The sequence below is a fragment of the Actinobacillus porcitonsillarum genome (genome assembly GCF_003101015.1).
GTDB lineage: Bacteria > Pseudomonadota > Gammaproteobacteria > Enterobacterales > Pasteurellaceae > Haemophilus_A > Haemophilus_A porcitonsillarum.
The window spans coordinates 1,998,440-2,019,886 of record NZ_CP029206.1 but is presented as its reverse complement, the minus strand read 5'-3'; the positions used below and the strand labels follow the sequence as shown (position 1 = coordinate 2,019,886).

Annotated in this window: 17 protein-coding genes and 2 tRNA genes; 8 read left to right on the top strand and 11 right to left on the bottom strand. The window is 38.0% G+C overall.

From position 1 onward, the window contains the following. Positions 1-69: 69 nt before the first annotated feature. Positions 70-1,590, bottom strand: a complete 1,521-nt coding sequence (lnt, locus tag DDU33_RS09740) for an apolipoprotein N-acyltransferase (RefSeq protein ID WP_108924897.1) — start codon at positions 1,588-1,590, stop codon at positions 70-72. An 84-nt stretch (positions 1,591-1,674) separates the two neighbouring features. Beyond that, on the bottom strand, positions 1,675-2,580 hold the full coding sequence (gene corC / locus DDU33_RS09735; RefSeq protein ID WP_005819717.1) for a CNNM family magnesium/cobalt transport protein CorC: 906 nt from the start codon (positions 2,578-2,580) through the stop codon (positions 1,675-1,677). A gap of 139 nt (positions 2,581-2,719) precedes the next feature. Between corC and DDU33_RS09730 the strand changes: the two genes are divergently transcribed. Continuing rightward, a complete protein-coding gene (locus DDU33_RS09730) occupies positions 2,720-3,325 on the top strand; it encodes a curli polymerization inhibitor CsgI-related protein (protein ID WP_108924896.1) in 606 nt (201 codons plus the stop codon). Between the two features lie 59 nt (positions 3,326-3,384). Here the strand turns inward: DDU33_RS09730 and DDU33_RS09725 are convergent, their stop codons facing one another. From DDU33_RS09725 to rpsO, 3 genes are all read right to left on the bottom strand, one after another. Continuing rightward, complete coding sequence (locus DDU33_RS09725; protein WP_012478345.1) at positions 3,385-4,359, bottom strand: IS30-like element ISApl1 family transposase; 975 nt, start codon at positions 4,357-4,359, stop codon at positions 3,385-3,387. A gap of 89 nt (positions 4,360-4,448) precedes the next feature. Next, on the bottom strand, positions 4,449-5,315 hold the full coding sequence (locus DDU33_RS09720) for a DUF808 domain-containing protein (protein WP_108924895.1): 867 nt from the start codon (positions 5,313-5,315) through the stop codon (positions 4,449-4,451). A 72-nt stretch (positions 5,316-5,387) separates the two neighbouring features. After that, entirely contained in the window at positions 5,388-5,657 is a 270-nt protein-coding gene (rpsO, locus tag DDU33_RS09715) for a 30S ribosomal protein S15 (protein WP_005597777.1), read from the bottom strand. A gap of 181 nt (positions 5,658-5,838) precedes the next feature. Between rpsO and glnE the strand changes: the two genes are divergently transcribed. After that, a complete protein-coding gene (gene glnE, locus DDU33_RS09710; RefSeq protein ID WP_244175318.1) occupies positions 5,839-8,721 on the top strand; it encodes a bifunctional [glutamate--ammonia ligase]-adenylyl-L-tyrosine phosphorylase/[glutamate--ammonia-ligase] adenylyltransferase in 2,883 nt (960 codons plus the stop codon). A 44-nt stretch (positions 8,722-8,765) separates the two neighbouring features. Beyond that, entirely contained in the window at positions 8,766-9,146 is a 381-nt protein-coding gene (locus DDU33_RS09705; RefSeq protein ID WP_005819712.1) for a YacL family protein, read from the top strand. Between the two features lie 158 nt (positions 9,147-9,304). On the opposite strand, the gene gltS is transcribed toward DDU33_RS09705, so the two are convergent. Beyond that, positions 9,305-10,522 carry a sodium/glutamate symporter gene (gene gltS / locus DDU33_RS09700; RefSeq protein WP_108924894.1) on the bottom strand — a complete coding sequence of 406 codons (1,218 nt, stop codon included), beginning with the start codon at positions 10,520-10,522 and terminating at the stop codon, positions 9,305-9,307. 243 nt (positions 10,523-10,765) lie between these two features. Here gltS and yihI point away from each other — a divergent pair, with 243 nt between their 5' ends. The 4 genes from yihI to lptD are packed head-to-tail and all read left to right on the top strand — an operon-like array spanning position 10,766 to position 15,543. Beyond that, positions 10,766-11,341: a Der GTPase-activating protein YihI gene (yihI, locus tag DDU33_RS09695; protein ID WP_108924893.1), complete on the top strand. Its 576-nt coding sequence runs from the start codon at positions 10,766-10,768 to the stop codon at positions 11,339-11,341. A gap of 13 nt (positions 11,342-11,354) precedes the next feature. Beyond that, a complete protein-coding gene (locus DDU33_RS09690) occupies positions 11,355-11,822 on the top strand; it encodes a DUF2489 domain-containing protein (protein ID WP_108924892.1) in 468 nt (155 codons plus the stop codon). Then, the gene (gene hemN / locus DDU33_RS09685; RefSeq protein ID WP_108924891.1) at positions 11,822-13,189 is read left to right on the top strand and encodes an oxygen-independent coproporphyrinogen III oxidase; all 1,368 of its coding nucleotides are present in this window, start codon (positions 11,822-11,824) and stop codon (positions 13,187-13,189) included. Before DDU33_RS09690 ends, hemN begins: the two co-directional genes overlap by 1 nt. Before the next feature lie 11 nt (positions 13,190-13,200). Beyond that, positions 13,201-15,543 (top strand): LPS assembly protein LptD, encoded by a 2,343-nt coding sequence (lptD, locus tag DDU33_RS09680; RefSeq protein ID WP_108924890.1) that lies wholly within the window; start codon positions 13,201-13,203, stop codon positions 15,541-15,543. Positions 15,544-15,602: 59 nt separating this feature from the next. Here lptD and holA read toward each other — a convergent pair whose 3' ends face one another. The 5 genes from holA to DDU33_RS09655 form a co-directional block, all read right to left on the bottom strand. Further along, positions 15,603-16,628: a DNA polymerase III subunit delta gene (gene holA, locus DDU33_RS09675; RefSeq protein WP_005820986.1), complete on the bottom strand. Its 1,026-nt coding sequence runs from the start codon at positions 16,626-16,628 to the stop codon at positions 15,603-15,605. Positions 16,629-16,830: 202 nt separating this feature from the next. Next, positions 16,831-17,325, bottom strand: coding sequence for an LPS-assembly lipoprotein LptE (locus DDU33_RS09670; RefSeq protein ID WP_005819625.1), 495 nt, complete (start codon positions 17,323-17,325; stop codon positions 16,831-16,833). Positions 17,326-17,440: 115 nt separating this feature from the next. Further along, positions 17,441-20,029, bottom strand: a complete 2,589-nt coding sequence (gene leuS / locus DDU33_RS09665) for a leucine--tRNA ligase (protein WP_005819628.1) — start codon at positions 20,027-20,029, stop codon at positions 17,441-17,443. A 137-nt stretch (positions 20,030-20,166) separates the two neighbouring features. Next, positions 20,167-20,243: transfer RNA gene (locus tag DDU33_RS09660), tRNA-Arg, on the bottom strand. A 54-nt stretch (positions 20,244-20,297) separates the two neighbouring features. Beyond that, positions 20,298-20,374: transfer RNA gene (locus DDU33_RS09655), tRNA-Pro, on the bottom strand. A gap of 176 nt (positions 20,375-20,550) precedes the next feature. On the opposite strand from DDU33_RS09655, the gene folD reads away from it, so the two are divergent. Beyond that, on the top strand, positions 20,551-21,411 hold the full coding sequence (folD, locus tag DDU33_RS09650; RefSeq protein ID WP_108924889.1) for a bifunctional methylenetetrahydrofolate dehydrogenase/methenyltetrahydrofolate cyclohydrolase FolD: 861 nt from the start codon (positions 20,551-20,553) through the stop codon (positions 21,409-21,411). Positions 21,412-21,447 lie beyond the last annotated feature (36 nt).

The following is a 21,447-nucleotide window of genomic DNA, read 5'->3' as shown; positions in this document are numbered from 1 at the left end:
TATAAAAAATGATGCATAAAAACAAAAATGCTCTATCTATTAGTTAAATAGATAGAGCATTTTTAGTGATTAACCTTTAGAAAAATAGCTAAATTTTTTAATAATCCAACCGCTTACCAAAATCAATAAACTCAATCCATAAATGAGAGAATTGCCCCATTGGCTAAACGGTGTTGAACTTACCGTTGGAGAAATTTGTGCGGTTAATACATTCGCTTCGAATTGCGGGAGTTGGTCGGCAACGCTACCATCTGCATTTACAATGGCGGTAATTCCTGTATTTGCTGCACGGAGCAACGGTTTCCCTAATTCTAATGCACGCATTCTTGCCATTTGAAAGTGTTGCCAAGGGCCGATAGAGGTACCGAACCAAGCATCATTGGTAATCGTTAATAAATAATCGGCATGAGCGTCTTTTTGGTTTTTCTGAACTTGATCTCCAAAGATGATTTCATAGCAAATCGCGGTATTGAAACGATGATTTTTAGCTTCAAGCGGTGATTGAATAAAATGGCCTTGAGAAAGGTTGATCGGTAAAACAAAAACTTCACGCATCCAATCTAGCATGTTTCCAAAAGGGACGTATTCTCCAAAAGGAACAAGATGGTGTTTATTGTATCGTGCCACCTTATCGGATTGATAAGGCTCATGATTAAGGACAATCGCACTATTAAACAACGCATTTTGGCTATTTTGATAAAGCGTTCCCATAATGATATCGCTATCTTTATCGCTTGCCACTTGTTGAAGTGTGCGAATAAGCGGTTGTATTTGGCTCTCCAGCGCAGGGATAGCCGATTCCGGTAAAATCACGACATCACTTTTCCCTAATAGCGGTGTGACTAAATGAAGATAAGTTCTTACCGTATAATCGAAGTGCTCAGGATCCCACTTCATTTTCTGTTCGATATTTCCTTGCACTAAACTCACAGTAAGAGGTGATTTTTCTGTATCTGTTGCAACGAAAGAGAATAATCGAGTTGCACAGGCCAATGCTAAAATAAACGCCATAGCTGTGCTGGAAATCATTGCTTTACCTTCATTTTTAATTAAAAGCACGAGGTAGCCGGCAATGAGCATCACAAAGAAGGTTAGCCCTTCGACACCGAAAACTTGAGCAATATTGGCGAATGGGGTATCAATTTGGCTATAACCAAATTGTAGCCAAGGGAATCCGGTAAATACCACGCCACGTAAGTATTCAGTAAACGTAAAAAGGCTTGCAAGGGCAAACGGATTTTTAATCTGAAAGCGTTGTGCTATAAATGCAAACGTGAGAGGGTAAAGTGCTAAATAGCAAGCTAATAAGAAAACGGCTAAATAACTCACAATTAACGGGACGCCACCGAATTGGATCATGCTTACATGGATCCAATTTACACCAACGCAAAAATAGCTCACGGCCCAAATAAAGGTTGCCCAAAGTGCTGTTTTACGCTGTTTTAGTGTTGCCGCCCAAATTAGCCCAAATGCAGAAAAAAATGCAACGAACGAATAATCAAAAGGCGAATAGGCAAATGTGCCGATTGCGCCTAACAGTAACGCTAAAATACAAGCGGTAAAAAAAGAGGGATTTTTTACAAAATTCATAGTAAAGTCATCTAAAAAATTAAGCCACAAAGTGGCTTATTCGAAATATAGGGTAATTGTTGCCAAAATGAAACTTTAAGAAAGTTACTCTTCAACGGTATCGTTTTTCTGATTTTCCATTTTTTCTAATAGTTCATCAGGCACTGTGACACGAAGTTGAATTAAGCGGCGGCTATCTGCTGAGGTTACTTTAAAGTCAATGCCTTCGAGTTGAATTTGCTCCCCCCGTTGTGGTAAATGCCCACAAGCCTGCATAACAAGTCCACCAACGGTATCCACTTCTTCATCAGTAAAAGAGGTTGCAAAGAATTCATTGAATTTTTCAATATCCGTAAGTGCTAATACAGCATAGGTATGGCGAGAAAGTTGGCGAATTTGCTCAACTTCTTCCTCATCAAATTCATCTTCGATATCGCCTACAATTTGTTCTAAGATATCTTCAATGGTAACCAGACCTGAAACTGCACCAAACTCATCTACCACTATCGCCATATGGAAACGTTCAGAGCGGAACTCTTTTAACATTCTATCGACTCGTTTACTTTCCGGCACGATTACAGCAGGGCGAAGAATTGCTTGCATATCAAAAGCTTCTGCGTCTGGGCGGAGATATTTCAATAAATCTTTAGCCAGTAAAATGCCCTGAATAGTGTCTTTGCCGTCATCTAAGATCACGGGAAAGCGAGAGTGTGCTGATTCAATAATAATATCAACACAGGCTTCAAGAGGTAAGCGAGAGTCAATCGAAATAATCTGAGGACGAGGAATCATAATATCACGCACACGAAGCTCAGAAATTTCCATGACACCTTCAATCATCTCTTTTGTATCGCTATCAATGAGTTCGTTTTCAACGGAATCACGAATAACCTCGACTAAATCTTCACGATTTTTAGGTTCTGATTGAAATAAGCCGCTAAATAGCGATTGAAGAAACGGTTTCTTTTCTGATTTATCTTGTGAGCTTAAGCTCTGATGTTCATCACTCATATAATATCCTGTTTGAAAATTTAGCTTGATTTTCCCATAATTTAAGCAATTTGATAATAAAATTATTTCTATTTTTTGCAAATTAGCATAGCATAGACACTAAATTTTATTATTTATTTCATCTTAAGAGGATTTATCAATGAAATTAGTTAAGATTGCAGTAGCAACAGCAGCAATGGTTGTGAGTACAGTTTCCATGGCGGGAGCATTAACTTCATCCGATACGGTTGAAATTTTAGCATTTGATGGTCAATATGTGAAAAAAGGCACTAAAATCCAAATCAATGATACTCAGACTCACCAGGTTGTAGTAAGTGTTGGGGATATCGTAAATGGTAGTTACTTTTCTTTAGATCCTATTGTTTTAACCTTTAATGGTTCAACGGAAGATACAAAGATTACCGTGCCACAATTCCGTAATGCCTATGATGTAAATAAATTTAAGAGCCAGCCTACTTTTAGCATTGAAACGGCATCAGGTAAATCGCTTGAATATAAACAAGATAAGTTAAAAGGCGATGGTTTTGCACCAAACAGCCGAGTAGAAGATAACCTAGCAAAATATAATGCAGGTAAAGGCGTTGCGGCTGTGCCAGCATTCGCAAATGCAGTATTGGAAGCAAAAGGACAAATGGTTGTTGAAACGAAAAACGTGAAAGAAGAGCAACTTCAGCTTTTATTCTCAAAAGCAGATAAAGAAACGCAAAAACGTTTCTTAGAATGGGCAAAGAAAAACGTGAAATAGGTTCCTTATAATAAAAAGTCGATTTGTGTATGCAAATCGACTTTTTTGATCTTGAATTGTCAAACCAAGTGCAACGATTTTTTGAAGTAAACTTCATAAGGTGTTTTCCAACCTAAACATTTACGTGGTCGTAAATTCAGTTTATTGATCACCTGTTGAATATCAACTTCGCTCCACTGATTGATGTCTTGGTGCTTCGGAAAGTATTCACGAAGTAACCCATTTGTATTTTCATTCGTTCCCCGTGTCCACGGTTGATGCGGCTCGGGGAAGTAAAATTCTACACCCAGTGCTTCTGTTACCAAACGATGTTGGGCAAATTCTTTACCACGGTCTGGCGTAATTGACCGCAATATATGTGAATCCAGCAATTCAATCATGGCTTTTTGGACTGCTTCGGCTTTTTTGGCAGGAATTTTCTTCACCAACTCAAAACGACTTTTGCGTTCCGTCAGCGTCAGCAAACAAGCTCCACCCGCTTTACCCAGTACGGTATCGGCTTCCCAATGTCCAAAGCGACTGCGATTTTGCGCCGAAATGGGACGGTCGTTCAAATGGTTGGATATCTGAATTTTGCCACGTTTTTCATGATGATTTTTTGTATGCCGTGTTTTGCCTTTGTGGCGCAGTTTGCGACTGGCTTTGCGTTCGCCTATATCAAACAACCCTGAATAAATACCACGATAAATGGTTGAATAACTAATGGATAATTCAGATTTTTCCAATTTTAATCGTGCGCTGATTTGTTCGGGCGACCAGTTTTCTGTCAGAAACTTTTCTTGCACCAAATTGAAATATTCAGGCTGCTCTAATTTGCGCTGTGCTTTGCTATTTTGACGATGCTTCAAATAGCTGTTTTGTGCGTTCGTTGCACTGTAGCTTTCTAGAGCGTGTCGTTTCAGCTCGCGAGAAATGGTGCTGGAGCTACGTCCCAGTGCTTTGGCAATTTCTGCTTGTTTTTTGCCCTGTGCGAGTAAAATCATTATCTTTTCTCGCTCGTTTATTGTAAGATGTCGGTAGGAAGTACTCATCATTTGGAAGTGGTTTTTGTGTGGAAACAAAATTATATTCTAGTTGATGAGTACTTCTTTTTTTGTTGCACTTGGATTGTAAATTCAGCATATTAAGCAGATTTTTTACTGAATAGCTTAAGCAGAGGTAAAATAATGGCACACGCAATAGCGCCAACAATAATCCCGACGACAAAATCTACGCCACTGGTTAAATAACTTGGTAATGCAAGCCCTTCAGCAAAGTGATGAATGGCAGGCACGTTGTGCGAGAAAATGCCTCCGCCGACTAAGAACATTGCAATCGTTCCAATCACAGACAGTCCTTTCATAAACCAAGGCATGATGAACAAAAGGCTTCTACCAATTAATTGTTGAACACTGCTTTTTTTCTGAATAAGCCATAAGCCAATATCATCTAATTTAACAATAAGTCCTACTAAGCCGTAAACAAAGAATGTAATACCGATACCAATAGCAGAAAGCGATAATACTTTGGTAAGCGTTGTGCTTTCTTGTAATACACCTAGTGCAATGATGATAATCTCAGCCGATAAAATAAAATCTGTGCGAATAGCACCTTTAATTTTATCTTCAATCGAAGTTGGTTCTTCTCCTGCCTGGCTCTCTTCATTTTTATGTAAGAATTTATGTAAAAGTTTCTCAACACCTTCAAAGCAGAGATAAGCGCCTCCAAGCATCAATAAAGGTGTAATGGCTTGAGGGAGATAAACTGAAAGCAACAAAGCCAAAGGAATAAGAATAACTTTATTGATGAAAGATCCTTTTGCTACACTCCATACAATCGGTAATTCTTGCTCAGGTAAGATATGTTTACCACTGACCTGATTGGCATTTAAGGCAAGATCATCCCCAATGACACCGGCAGTTTTCTTTGCGGCAACCTTAGTCATTACGGAAACATCATCAAGTACAGCCGCAATATCATCTAATAAAGTAAATAAAGAACTAAAAGCCATAATTCATATTTCTTGTGTGAGTTATAAAAAAACCGAGCAAATTTGCTCGGTTCCCATTCCAAATATTTGAAATTAGCGACGTAAACCTAAACGTGCGATAGTTTCTGAATATTTAGCAAGATCAGTACGTTTTAAGTAGTCTAATAATTTACGACGGCGAGAAACCATACGTAATAAACCACGACGACCGTGGTGATCTTTTTTGTGCTCAGCAAAGTGTGCTTGTAAGTGGTTGATTTGTGCTGTTAATAATGCAATTTGAACTTCTGAAGAACCAGTATCTTTTGCATCACGACCAAATTCAGCAACGATTTTTGCTTTTGCTTCTACGCTTAGAGACATTTTTAATTTCCTTTTTGTTAAGGGTTGATAATACATCAATAGCCGATCTCTAACTCAGCTATGACAAGGAGCGATGATTTTACGAGCAAATAAAGAATAAATCAATAGATGAAGGAAATTATTGCTATGCGATTTAACAAAATGTACATTAGCCAAAGTGAATTTTATTATGGGTTTAAATATGTCTATTCCATTCGATGTACTTTCTGAAAAAAATAACGTGAGCCATTTGCAGCATTTTTATCAAAATCAACCGCTTGCAACAGCGGTGGTAATGTCTTCTTTTGTGAAGCGAACATTACAAACCCAACCGGAATTATTAGCGAGCTGGCAAACTTCCCCACCTTCTATTGAGCAATGCGGTAATTATGCGACAAAATTAGCAGAACGATTACAAGCGGTTGAAAATGAAGAACATTTAGCAAAAGTGTTACGGGGTTTTCGTCATCAAGAAATGGCTGCGTTGAGTTATCTCCAATCCAATAAATTAGCAACGGTAGAATTTATTTTCCAACATCTGTCTGATTTAGCCGAAGCTCTTATTTTAGCTGCACGAGATTGGTTGTATCAGCGTTGTTGTGAAGAATATGGCACGCCAATGAATATGTTGGGAGAAAAGCAGGAGTTACTGATTTTGGGAATGGGAAAATTAGGCGGACGAGAGCTTAATTTTTCTTCAGATATTGATTTGATTTTTGTTTATCCTGATGCCGGCGAAACTGTTGGCGGTCGTAAACCGATTGAAAATAGCAAATTTTTTACCCGATTAGGTCAGCGGTTAATTCGAGCTTTAGATGAGATTACCGTAGATGGTTTTGTCTATCGCACAGATATGCGACTTCGCCCTTTTGGCGACAGTGGCGCATTAGTTCTCAGCTTTGCAGCAATGGAAGATTACTACCAAGAGCAAGGAAGAGACTGGGAACGCTATGCGATGATTAAGGCGAAGATTTTAGGCGAAGATTTCACCAATTTAAATCATCGCTATTTAAAACAAATGTTACGCCCGTTTGTTTATCGCCGTTATTTGGATTTTAGTGCGATTCAATCATTGCGAGAAATGAAGTTAAAAATTAGCCGAGAGGTCATACGCCGTCATTTAACCGATAACATTAAATTAGGTGCCGGTGGTATTCGGGAAGTTGAATTTATTGTGCAAACCTTTCAAATGATTAGAGGGGGACGGGATAAAATTCTACAAGAACGTAGTTTGCTTTCGGTGTTGCCGCAATTAGCGCAATTACATTTACTGACAGATGTACAGGTTGAGCAACTGCGTCAAGCCTATCTTTTCTTGCGCCAAGTGGAAAATGTCTTGCAAGCGATTGATGATAAACAAACTCAAACATTGCCTTCAGACGAGGAAGATCGCCAACGAATTGTTTTTGCTACGCAATCGTATTTGATTGAAGGAAATGGGGAAGCTCAAGTTGTTCAGTATGAAATGCGTACGTGGCAGGATTTTCTTGAGGTGTTATCTCAACATCAGCGCAATGTTCGAGCGGTTTTTAATGAATTGATTGGGGAAGAAGAGGAGGAAACGGATGAGGAGAATGAAAAATTATCCGTTTGGAAAGATATTCTTCATTATGAAATAACTCAAGAAGAGCTTAATTTAGTTTTGCAAGACTATCCTGTGGCGGAACAAGATTATCCGGAGATTTTTCAACGATTATCTTCGACTTTCCAAGATTGGGTTAAACGAGCAATTGGCGTTCGAGGACGAGAGGTTTTACGTTCGCTTATGCCAAAAGTGTTAGACACTGTTTGTTCACAGCCGAATTATTTAGTGCTACTACCTCGTCTGTTGAATATCGTGGATAAGATCACGACACGAACAACTTACTTAGAGCTACTTTTAGAAAAAGAGCAAATTCTGCCACAACTTGTTCGTTTGTGTGGGCAATCGATTATGATTGCGGAGCAGATCGCTCGTTATCCAATGTTGCTTGATGAACTTATCAGTAATAAAGGGCTTACTCAGGTTTTAGAACTAAACGAATATCACAAGGCGCTACAAGAGTACTTGATCCGCATTCCTGAAGAGGATGAAGAGGCTTTGATTGATGGCTTACGCCAGTTTAAGCAAAGCCATATTTTACGTATAGCCGCTGCAGATATTTTAGATGTATTACCTGTTATGAAAATTAGCGATCATTTGACTTATTTAGCGGAAGCCATTATTGCTGCTGTAGTTAATATGGCATGGAAATCGGTAGGGCAACGTTTTGGTTATCCGGAACATTTAGCAGAAGGCGAGCAAGATTTTGCTGTGATTGGCTATGGAAAATTAGGGGGGATTGAGTTAGGTTACAACTCGGACTTAGATTTAGTCTTTTTGCATAACGCCCCAGAAAATAGTGAAACTGTGGGTGGGAAGAAGTCTATTTCAAGTCATCAGTTTTATTTAAAACTTGCGCAAAAAATTAATTCCATTTTTAATTTAAATACCAGTGCCGGTGTCTTGTATGAAGTCGATATGCGTTTACGGCCATCCGGTGAAGCAGGATTATTGGTCAGTACATTTAACGCTTATGATTTTTATCAGAAAAATGAGGCTTGGACGTGGGAGAGCCAAGCATTAGTTCGGGCAAGATGTGTTTACGGTTCTGCGATATTAAGGGAAAGATTTGAGCAAATTCGCCAAAGTACGCTATCAAAAGTAAGATCAAGCGGTCAATTAAAGCAAGATATTTGCGAAATGCGTGAAAAGATGTATCAGCACTTAGCAAACACTAACCAAGCTCAATTCCATTTAAAAACGGATCAAGGCGGCATTACCGATATTGAATTTATCGCACAATATTTGGTGCTTGCTTATTCACATCAATACCCTGATATGGCAATTTGGTCGGATAATGTACGTATTTTTGATGCAGCGATGGCTTGTCATATATTAACATCAGAACAAGGCAATGAGATGAAGCGCTGTTATACATCCATTCGTAATCGAATTCATCACTTAAATCTTTTGCGAAGTGAAAGTATAGTGAATGCAGATGAATTTGTGGAAGAAAGAGCCTTTGTTCAACAAATGTGGTTGCAAATTTTTACCGAAAAATAACCGCTTGTACGTTATAATGAGGTGAAATTTTATAAGGAGGAAGTATGGAATACCAATTCACTCACACAATGCACGGTGTAATTGCACGTTGCTCAATGGATCACGAAGCATTTGCCCGTTGGCTAAATAGTGAAATTGTTGGTAATGGCACAAAAGAACTTCATTCTATCTTAAACGAAATTGAACATTGTAAAAGCATCTACCCGAATAATTATGAGTGTGTTTTTGAAGGTAAAGAATACAGCCTTTATTTCAATAGCGATGAAGTGATGGTAAAAGCCAATAATTTAGATGATGCTTTTGATGAACAAGAGATGGAAGAAGGATTGCAATTTTATAATGAGGAAAGCATTGCATTTTGTGGTTTAGATGATTTTGAAATGTTTTTAAAGGCTTATCAAAAATTTATCCAAACTTACCATTAAAGAGCGGTGTTGTGTAGAGTTTATTTTGTAGGGGCGAATTACATTCGTCCTGATATTTCAGAGATGATTTGGGGCAAATGTGATTTGCCCCTACAAATTAAATTTTATTCAACGACTATCATAATATAAAAATAGGCGGTTAAAAACCGCCTATTTTTTTATCCTAAGAATTTAACGAACCAGGTAATTGCACCAAGGTTAATTAAATCTACGAAGAATGCACCTACAAGCGGTACGATTAAGAAAGCTTTATGCGATGGTCCGAATGTTTCAGTTACCGATTGCATATTTGCAACCGCAGTCGGTGTCGCACCTAAACCGAAACCGCAGTGACCAGCTGTTAAAATCGCTGCATCATAATCTTTACCCATAACACGGAAAGTAATGAAATAACCGTAAAGGATCATTACTAAGGTTTGGATAAGTAGGATTATTAACATTGGACCTGCAAGACCTGCTAATTCCCATAATTTGATACTCATTAATGCCATTGCTAAGAATAAGCTTAATGATGCGTTACCAAATACATCGATCGCACGGTCGAACATGTCGAATTTAAATACTTTCGTTAAAATATTACGTAGTAATACACCAAAACCTAATGCCCAAACGAATTGCGGTAAGCCTAAGTCAGAGAAGTTTGCCGCCATGACTGAAGAGAAAGCTAAACATGCTGCAAATAATGCCATGGTCTCAATGGTTGAGCTTGCGGTAATGAAACGGACATGATCTTTTTCTTCAAACGTTTCGCCATCATATTGATCGGCTGAGGTATCTACTTTTTTGGTATAAGCTTTTTTACCGCGTTTCATGTTGTTTACTAAACGGCGAGCAACCGGGCCACCAATTAAACCACCAGCCACTAAACCAAAGGTTGCAGATGCCATTGCCATTTCCATGACTCCTGGTAAGCCATATTGTTTGGTAAAGGTCTCAGCCCATGCTGCACCAGTACCATGACCACCGGTTAAAGTAATTGAACCTGTAATTAAGCCAATTTTTGGATCTAAACCAAATGCAGAAGCTAAGCTTACGCCAACGGCATTTTGAACAAAAATAAGTACACTTACAACAACTAAGAAGATAACAAGCGGAATTCCACCTTGTTTTAAGCGAGAGAAATCAGCCGATAATCCGATAGATGAGAAGAATACAAGCATGAATGCATTTTGTAAGCTTTTTTCGAATTGGAATGAAATGCCTGCCCAGTGATAGATACTGAAAATAATTGCAGCAGCAATTAAACCACCAGCAACGGCTTCAGGGATGTTGAAATCCTGTAAAAATTTAATTTTTTTAACTAAAAGACGCCCTAAAAGCAAAACCAAGGTTGCTGCAATTAGAGTGTGATAGCCATTTAAAACAATCGGTTCCACGAAAATATCCTCTTGTGTAGGCTTGCTAAGCTAGCAAGCAGTAAAACGATTGCTCGAAATTATATGAATAATAAAGGTTTGTCAATATCGTAAAATGAAAATGATTTATTTATCGGATAATAAATATTTATGAAATAGGAAATGTTTACATACCGCGATTAGATAAAATACTGTTAAGTTGTATGCTTTCCTTGTAGAATAAGTCATTTAGTATTTAGATAAATAGAGAAACGAGAAGATACAATGAGTAGAACAAAGAAAACACGCCGCATTACGGATATTATGCCAACCCGCAAGGCGGATAAAAAACCTGAACAACCTAAATTAAGTGGTGGTAAAAACCGTAAACCGACACGTTATGAGTTGGATGCAAAAGCCCGTGAAGAGAAAAAGAAACGTAAACATAAAGGCTTGCCAAGTGGTTCTCGCCATATTGATCCAACTGTTAAAAAGAACGAAGTTGTTAAAGAAGTTAAAGACCCTCGTATTGGTAGCCGTAAGAAAGTGCCATTGATGGTTGAATTTATCAATAAACCTGAAAAAGGTCAGCAGATCCAACCCGTAATTCCGTCAGAATTACAAAAACCGACACTTACGCCTGAAATGGAATTAGCTCAGTTGGAAAATAATGAATGTTTACATCAATTACTTGATGAATTAGATGCAGGAAAAGCGCTTTCTGCAGAAGATCAAAAATTTGTTGATGAATGCTTAGATCGTATTGATGAGTTGATGACAATTTTAGGTATTGAAGAAGAGGACGATGGTAACGCATTACTTCGTCAATTTGAAACAGTGGATCTTAATCAATTTAAATAGTGATTTTTAAACGATGTTTAGATTTTTTCTTATTGTTCTTGCGGTATTGATTTTACTTTCTTTAGTGGGATATGCGATCTATTTATGGATCAGATTGAAAAATCAAAAAGCGTTGGAACTTGAATTACAAAAGCAAGCCGAAGAAGCGCAGAAAGAGCGGTTTCTTCGCATTGTGGATAGTGTAGATGTGATTGCCCGTGCAATGATAGTGGAACAATGCGATCTCTCTGAGGGTGTTTTAAGGCTAAAACCCTTATTAGACGTATTAGGCAAAAAGTTGTCTGATTATGCTGCGATGTGGGCGCTTTATCAATTTGTCGAAGAAATGGCAATTTTAGATGAACGAAAAAATTTAAAACGTAATGAAAGAATGCGACAAGATTTAGCAAGGGAAGCCAAAGAAGCAGAACTTTGCGATGAAATCAAACGTGAATGTACACAGTTATTAGATAATATTAACCATTTTAAAAAGGCTCTCTAATGTCAGAAATTATTTGGGATTTAGCTCTTATTCAAAAATATAATCAATCAGGTCCACGTTATACTTCTTATCCAACGGCATTAGAGTTTAATGAGGCTTATACCGATGAGGACTTTAAACTTGCAGCGCAGCGTTATCCAGAACGTCCGCTCTCGCTTTATATTCATATTCCTTTTTGCCATAAACTTTGTTATTTCTGTGCTTGTAATAAAGTGATTACACGCCACCGTCATAAAGTTGAAATTTATTTAGATTATCTTGAAAAAGAAATCCGTACTCGAGCACCTTTATTTAAGCAACGCAAAGTTACCCAAATTCATTGGGGGGGCGGTACACCAACTTATTTAGATGAAGATCAATCAGCACGTTTAATGGAAATGTTAAAGTCAAACTTTAATGTTGCAGAAGATGCTGAAATTAGTATCGAGATGGATCCAAGAGAAATCGAATTAGATATGCTCGATCATCTTCGTCAGATTGGATTTAACCGTATTAGTATGGGGATCCAAGATTTTAATAAGGAAGTTCAACAATTAGTTAATCGTGAGCAAGATGAAGACTTTATTTTTGCGTTAATGAAACGAGCAAAAGAGTTGGGCTTCGTTTCAACTAATGTGGATCTGATTTATGGCTTACCAAAGCAAAATGTAGAAAGCTTTATGTACACACTTGAAAGGGTAGTAGAGTTAAATCCTGATCGTATGAGCGTGTTTAATTATGCGCATTTGCCAAGCCGTTTTGCTGCTCAAATTAAAATTAAAGATGAAATGTTGCCACCACCGGAAACAAAATTAACGATTTTACAAAACTCCATTGAGTTCTTAGGTAAAAATGGTTATAAGTTTATCGGCATGGATCATTTTGCGAAGCCGGATGATGAATTAGCTATCGCTCAAGAAAAAGGGATATTACACCGTAATTTCCAAGGCTATACCACTCAAGAAGAGTGTGATTTATTGGGTATGGGTGTTTCGGCGATTAGCTTATTAGGCGATACTTATGCACAAAACCAAAAAGAGCTAAAACAGTATTATGCTGATCTTGAAGAAAAAGGTATTGCTCTGCATAAAGGTTTAGTCTTAACCAAAGATGATTGTCTTCGTCGTGATGTGATTAAAGCATTGATTTGCAATTTTAAATTAGAATTTGACCACTTGGAAAAGGCATACGATATTGATTTTAAAAACTATTTTGCTGAAGATTTGGCTTATCTTGCGCCATTAGCAGAAGATGGTTTATTAGAAATAAATGATAAATCGATGGTTGTATCGCCTCGTGGTCGTTTATTAATTCGTAACATTTGTTTATGTTTTGATGTTTATTCAAGACAACTTGCAAAAAGACAACAATTTTCAAGAATTATTTAAGAGAGAAAATGATGAAACAGCGTTACAACTTACTTTCTCTGGCCGTGATGGCGGCTTGTTATAGCAGTTATGCTCAAGCAGATTTACGGGAACAATGTTTACTTGGCGTTCCTCATTTTCAGGGAGAAGAGGTAAAGGGTGAACAAACTGATTTACCGATTTATATTGAAGCCGATAGTGCCGTCATTAATCAGCCTAAAGATGCAACTTACACTGGTGATGTAAGTGTCAAACAAGGAAACCGTACCATTGTTGCAGATGAAGTGCGAGTTGAGCAAGATGGTGATAAAGCGCGTAAGGCCTTTTTAAAAGGGCAGTATCAATATCAAGATAATATGATTCAAGCGCAGGGCCATGATGCAGCGATGGATCTAACAAGTAAAGAAGCGACATTAGCAAATACGGAATATCAGCTTGTTGGTCGTCAAGGGCGAGGTACTGCTGAAAGTGGTTCGTTTAGCGAAGATACCCGAACATTGAAAAATGCAAGTTTTACGTCTTGTTTAACGAATGATGATTCTTGGTCTATTGAAGCGAATGAGATGATCCAACATGTTAAAGATGAATATGCCGAAATGTGGCATGCTCGTTTTAAAGTGCTTGGTGTACCGATATTTTATTCGCCGTATCTCCAATTCCCTATTGGGGATCGCCGCCGTACAGGGTTATTGATCCCAAGTTTCCATCGTTCAAGTAAAGATGGATTTAGCTACTCTCAACCATTTTACTGGAATATTGCACCTAATATGGATGCAACATTTACACCTACTTATTATTCTCGTCGTGGTTGGCAAATCAGTCCTGAATTCCGTTATTTAACAGGATTTGGAGAAGGGCTTGTTGCCGGTGAATATATGGCTAAAGATCGTCTTGATGAATATCAACCGGCAGATGGTGATCGTAAACGTTATTTAATGCATTGGCGTCATTATATGAGCTTCTTAAGCGATTGGCGCTTATCTGTGGATTATACAAAAGTGAGTGATAAACGCTATTTCTCAGATTTTGATTCGGATTATGGAAATAGCACGGACGGATATGCGACACAACAATTTAAATTAGGCTATTATCAACCTAATTATAATTTATCTATTTCAGGTAAAAAGTTTCAGACGTTTGATGATTTAGATATTGGTCCATATCGAGTTTTACCTCAGATTGATTTTAATTATTACCAAAACGATATATTCAAAGGATTAGCCGATTTTAAATTTTTTGCGCAAGCAGCCCGTTTTGAAAATGACAGTAAATTAATGCCTAAAGCGTGGCGTTTTCATGCTGAACCAACATTGAATTTACCTCTTGTAAATCGTTATGGTAGTTTAAATGTTGAAACTAAGCTTTATGCAACGCACTATATTCAGCAAAAAGGATCTGGAAATAATGCGGAAGATATGAAGAAAAATGTAAGCCGCTTTATTCCACAGCTCAAACTTGATTTCCAAACGGTGTTAGAAGCGGATAAGCAATTATTTAGTGGATTTAATCAGACATTTGAGCCAAGAGTGCAATATATTTATCGACCTTATAAGAATCAGGGAGATATTGGTTCTAAACGTCATCAAAGTGTAGGGTTAGGTTATGATTCAGCACTTTTACAAAATGATTATTTCTCATTATTTAATGATCGCCGTTATAGTGGTTTAGATAGAATTTCGTCTGCAAACCTTATTATTGCAGGCGGAACGACTCGTTTCTTTAGTGATAAAACAGGTGCAGAAGTTTTTAACTTTAGTGCAGGACAGACTTATTATTTAAGTCCTTCAAAAATTGATGATAATTCGATTAATAGCACTGCTAAGCGATCTTCATCATGGGCGTTAGAATCTAACTGGAAATTCCATCGTAAATGGAATTGGCATGGCAGTTACCAATATGATACTCGTTTAAATCAAACGTCTTTAGCAAATACGTCTTTGCAATATAAACCGAGTGATAATAAACTGATTCAATTAAATTATCGTTATGCAAGTAAAGCGTATATCGATCAGAATTTAAGTACGAATCGTTATGGACAAGACATTAAGCAAGTTGGAGGCGTTGTTGGCTGGGAATTAACTGATAATATCGCAGTAATGGCAAGCCATTATCAAGATATTGCCTTGAAAAAACCGGTTGAGACACAATTCTCAATGAATTACAACACTTGCTGTTGGAGTGCTAATGTTTATGTTGCACGTCGTTTAACGGCAACACCATCAAATGCAACCAGTGATACATTGAAAGATTTATTTTATGATAATAAATTCGGTGTGAACTTTGAGCTACGTTTTGGCACTAATTATGGTAGTGGTGTAAGCCGTATGTTGAAGAAAGGTTTAATACCTTATACTGAGGTGTATGGAATTAATTAAATAAAAGTATATGAAATAAAAAACTGGCTTTAATTATTTCGGTAATTAAAGCCAATTTTTTACTTAAATAAAGTTGAATATTTTCCCAATTCAAACCAAATTTGTTCGCTAAATTCTTGTTTAATCTGCTTTTCTAATACAGCCAGTTGCTGAATAAGGGTAAATAATTTTCGATAAGTAAGACGTTGGCACGCTTGTACGTAAAAAGGGCGTTTATTTTGCCAAATTTTCAAGCGATCAAACTCTGCTCGAATTTGGTTCGTTAGCAGTGGTTGATCGTAATGATGAAGTGGGGTAGGTAAGCGGCTTATTTCTAATAAAATAAACAGCTCTTTTTGAATAATACGCAGTAAAACAACCGGTTGAATATCCTCATTTTTTAGGTAATTTAAGATGCGTTCTGCTCGCCCAATTTTCCCTTCTAAAAGGGCATCAACCCACTGAAACGGTGTAAATTGTGCGGATTGTTCGACTATTTCTTTAGCTCGAGCGAGGGTAATCTTTCCGTCAATAAAACGAAGTTGTAGAAATTGGAGTGCTTGTTTTAATGCCAGCAAGTTGCCTTCGTAGCTGTAACAAAGTAATTGTGCTGCTTCGGGTTCAATTTGAAGCCCCATGAGCTTGGCTCGATGTGCAAGCCAATTAGGGAGTTTTGCAACATCAGGCGTTTGGCAATTGACTTGTATGAGCTGAGCTTCAATTTGCGTAAACCATGTTTGTTTTTCTACCGCTTTTGTGAACTTCGGTAAGCATAAAACAAGTAAAAGGTCTGAATGACTTAGTTGGCATAATGTGGTTAATTGTTTTACTTGGTTAGCGTTGAGACTTTCCGGCAAATTAAGAATCATCATTTGCTTACTGAAGAAGAGCCCCATAGATTGAGCAGATTCAAATAAGGCATCCCAATTTGTTTCATTCGTAATGGTGATTTCGTTTTTTTCATCAAATTCTTTCAAACGTGCTGCCTGTAAAATTTGGGACTTACTTTCTTCAAGAAGAAGTAGGTCTGTACCTGTTAAGAGATAAAAAGGCGAGAGCGTTTGATTTAGTGAATTTGTGAGAGCTTCTGGGAAAATCTTTTGCATGAATGATAATCGGATTATTTAAGATAAGCGGTCTATTTTTGAGATTATTTTACGAATATAAAAGGATTCTATTCAGACCGTTGACAAACCTATACGAGCCGTATAGGGTTACTTAATCTGAGCCGCTCTGCGGCTCTTCCTTTCAGCCCCAGCGGGGCTGGGCTTAACGAACCTAGCACGGCTCGTGCTAGGTTATTTTTCATTATTTTGATTGGTTTAACTCTTTATGTAAACCAGCCATTTTGATAATAAGTTGGCGAGCAGCCTGTTCATACATATCTTTCATGATCATCTCTTTTTCTGCTGATTTGGCTAATGCAGCACGTGAATCATCAAAGAAGGTGCGATGAACAGATACTTCTAAAGGATAAGCCCCTTTTTTCGGAACATCAACAATCGCTTGAACATTTAACGTAAGGAGTTTTTCAGCTTCACGAGCTTGTTTAAAAACAGAAACCACTTTGCTACCACTAGAAGCCCCAACTAAACGTACTTTTGAAATTCCTTCTTGTTTGGATACGAGTTTGACATCATTTAGTTGCAATTGATTACGTAAAATACGAGCCATATCACTATGTGGATCCGCGCTTTCAAAAGTAAGTGTACGGAGTTCTTCTGGAAGAACCTCATTATTTTTAAAATGCCAACCACAAGCAGAAAGGGCAAATACCGATAAAAGAACGATTTTTTTTAACATAGGATTTCTCCATTTTGAGAATTTAGCTTGAATAACAAGCGGTTATTTTTACAAAAAATTTTGAAAATTTAACCGCTTGATTTATTCATCTATTCGGGAATAGCCCCATCATGAACTATGCACTTTTTACCACAAAATTCAACATTTTAAATGGTACGTAGATCTCTTTAACGATCTCTTGCCCGTCTAAGAATTTTGCTACGTTCGCATCAGCTCGTCCAACTGCTTTTACTTCATCTTCAGAAGCCGTTGCAGGAACCATCACTTTACCACGTACTTTGCCGTTTACTTGAACCACAACCAATTTTTCATCTTCGATCATTGCTGCTTCATCAGCCACAACCCAAGGAGCGAAGTCAATAGTAGTTTCATTGCCTAGCGCTTGCCACAATTCAAAACAGATGTGTGGTGTGATTGGGTAAAGCATGCGCACCACAGCACTTAATGCTTCTGCCATTACTGCTCGATCTTGTTCTGTTTCAAGTGGTGCTTTGGTTAATTTATTCATTAACTCCATCACAGCAGCGATAGCAGTGTTGAATGTTTGGCGGCGACCAATATCATCAGATACTTTAGCAATAGTTTTGTGCACATCACGGCGTAAGTCTTTTTGCGCTTTGCTTAATGCGTTCACGTCTAAAGCAGCCGTAGCCGGATTTTGTGCATATTCATACACTAAATTCCACACGCGACCTAAGAAGCGTTTTGCGCCTTCCACGCCAGACTCTTGCCATTCAAGCGTCATTTCAGCAGGCGAAGCGAACATCATAAATAAACGCACAGTGTCTGCACCGTATTTTTCTACCATCTCTTGCGGGTCGATACCGTTATTTTTCGATTTCGACATTTTGGTCATACCGCTATGTACAAGCTCACGACCTTCCGGATCGGTTGCTTTAATGATACGACCTTTTTCATCACGCTCTAAAGTAACCTGTGTTGGAGAAACCCAAATACGCTCGTTGGTCGGGCTGGTGTAGTAGAACGCATCGGCAAGAACCATACCTTGACAAAGAAGTTTGGTTGCTGGTTCATCAGAATTTAAAATGCCTGCATCACGCAATAATTTGTGGAAGAAACGGAAGTAGAGCAAGTGCATTGTTGCGTGTTCGATACCGCCGATATATTGATCCACTGGTAACCAGTAGTTCGCTTCATCCGAATCTAACATTCCTTCGTGATATTGTGGACACGTATAGCGTGCGTAATACCAAGAAGATTCCATAAAGGTATCAAATGTATCGGTTTCTTTTAATGCCGGTTTGCCTTCGTAAGTTGTTTTTGCCCAGTTTGGATCAGCTTTAATCGGGCTTTGTACGCCGTTCATTACCACATCTTCAGGCAGAATGACCGGTAAATCTTTTAACGGTACGGTAACCACTTCGCCATCTTCTAATGTCATCATTGGGATTGGTGCGCCCCAATAACGTTGGCGAGAAACGCCCCAGTCACGCAGACGGAAATTCACTTGGCGTTTACCCACGCCCATTGATTCTAATTTATCGGCAATGGCATTAAACGCAGCTTCGAATTCTAAACCATCAAATTCAGCAGAATTAACAAGTTTTCCGTGTTCAGTGTAAGGTGCTTTGCTGAAATCCCATTCAGAACCATCAATTGGTTGTACAACTTGTTTAATTGGTAAATTATATTTTTGCGCGAATTCAAAATCACGCTCATCGTGTCCAGGTACAGCCATTACCGCACCGGTACCGTAATGCATCAACACAAAGTTAGCAACCCAAACAGGCACTTCCTTACCAGTTAATGGATGGATAGCAAACAAGCCTGTTGCCATGCCTTTTTTCTCCATTGTTGCCAATTCTGCTTCAGCAACTTTGGTGTTTTTTGCTTCTTTAATGAATTCAGCTAATGCCGGATTATTTTCAGCCGCTAATTCTGCTAATGGATGTGCCGCAGCCACTGCGACATAGCTCACGCCAAAGAATGTATCCGGACGAGTAGTATAAACAGGTAAAGTTGCATTTGAACCGGCAATTTTAAAGGTAATTTCTACCCCTTCAGAGCGACCAATCCAGTTGCGTTGCATCGTTTTTACTTGATCCGGCCATTGTGGTAGGTTATCTAAACAATTTAATAGCTCTTCAGCATAATCAGTAATTTTGATAAACCATTGTGGAATTTCACGCTGTTCCACCGGTGTATCACAACGCCAGCAACAACCTTCGTGAACTTGCTCATTCGCTAAAACGGTTTCATCATTCGGGCACCAGTTTACTGTTGAGGTTTTTTTGTACACTAAGCCTTTTTTGTAAAGCTCAGTGAAGAACCATTGTTCCCATTTATAGTATTCCGGGCGGCAAGTCGTTACTTCACGATCCCAATCGTATGAAAAGCCTAACATTTTGAGCTGACCTTTCATATATTCAATGTTTTCGTATGTCCATTTTGCCGGTGCAGTATTGTTTTTTACTGCCGCACCTTCTGCCGGTAAGCCGAATGCATCCCAACCCATTGGTTGCAATACGTTTTTACCGATCATACGTTGATAACGGGACACCACATCACCGATAGTGTAGTTACGCACGTGTCCCATATGCAGTTTACCTGATGGATATGGCAACATTGAAAGGCAATAATATTTCTCTTTTGTTACATCTTTAACAGCTTTAAAAACTTTATTTTCTGCCCAGAATTGTTGAACTTTGGGTTCAATTTCACTTGGGTTATATTGTTGTTGCATAAATATGAACCTTTAATTTAATGATTAAAAAATTATAGGGATTTTACCGCAAAATCGCTTTGTTTTGAATGGTAAGCGGTTATTTTTAGAGAGTATTTTGCAAATTATAATAAATTGATTATGAGTAGATAAAACAATGGCACGCCCTAAAGGATTCGAACCTTTGACCCACGCCTTAGAAGGGCGTTGCTCTATCCAGCTGAGCTAAGGGCGCATAGTTTAAAGAATATATTATTTTTAGATAGGAATTTCTGAAAATAAGTAAGAGTGGTCGGCGAGATAGGATTTGAACCTACGACCCACTGGTCCCAAACCAGTTGCGCTACCAAGCTGCGCTACTCGCCGATAAGTGGTCGCTATTATAATTTGATTTAGTTTATTGTCAAATAATATTTATGAATTGATGGTTAAGTGATTGAAGTTTATGCATTTTAGGAAAAATAGCTTATCAAAATCATAAAAATTTGAGAGAATGGCAAACGTTTACGTTATTGTTTTAAATCTCATAGGAGAATCGTTTAATGCCTGCACAAATCATTTCTGGTACCAATTTATCGAAACAAATTAAAACGGATATATCTACACAAATAGCAGCCTATGTATCTGAAGGTAAAAGAGCGCCTGGTTTGGCGGTTATTCTTGTTGGTTCAGATCCTGCATCTCAAGTCTATGTAAACAGTAAACGTAAAAGTTGTGAAGAGGTAGGTATTTTTTCAAAATCTTACGATTTACCAGCTGAAACAACAGAAATAGAGTTATTACAATTAATTGAACAATTGAATAATGATGAAACCGTAGATGGTATTTTAGTACAACTACCGTTACCCCAACAAATTGATTCGACAAAAGTGATTGAAGCTATTTTACCTCATAAAGATGTGGATGGTTTCCACCCTTACAATGTCGGTCGTTTATGCCAGCGTATTCCAACATTGCGTTCATGCACACCTTATGGTGTGATGAAATTGCTTGAAACAACGAATATCGATTTACATGGAAAACATGCTGTTATTGTAGGGGCTTCAAATATTGTTGGTCGTCCTATGGCGATGGAACTATTATTGGCAGGTTGTACTATTACCGTAACTCATCGCTTTACCAAAGATTTAGAATCTCATGTTCGTCAAGCAGACATTTTAGTGGTAGCTGTCGGTAAGCCTCAGTTTATTCCAGGTAAATGGATTAAATCCGGCGCAATTGTGATCGATGTTGGTATTAACCGTAACGCAGATGGAAAACTAACGGGAGATGTTGAATATCAGGTTGCTGCAGAAAATGCTAGCTTTATAACACCTGTACCAGGTGGTGTGGGACCAATGACCGTTGCAATGCTAATGCAAAACACTTTACAAGCGTATAAAAAACATTTTTATTTAAAATAGTATATAGTATCTGTATAAAAAATAAGGGGATTTATA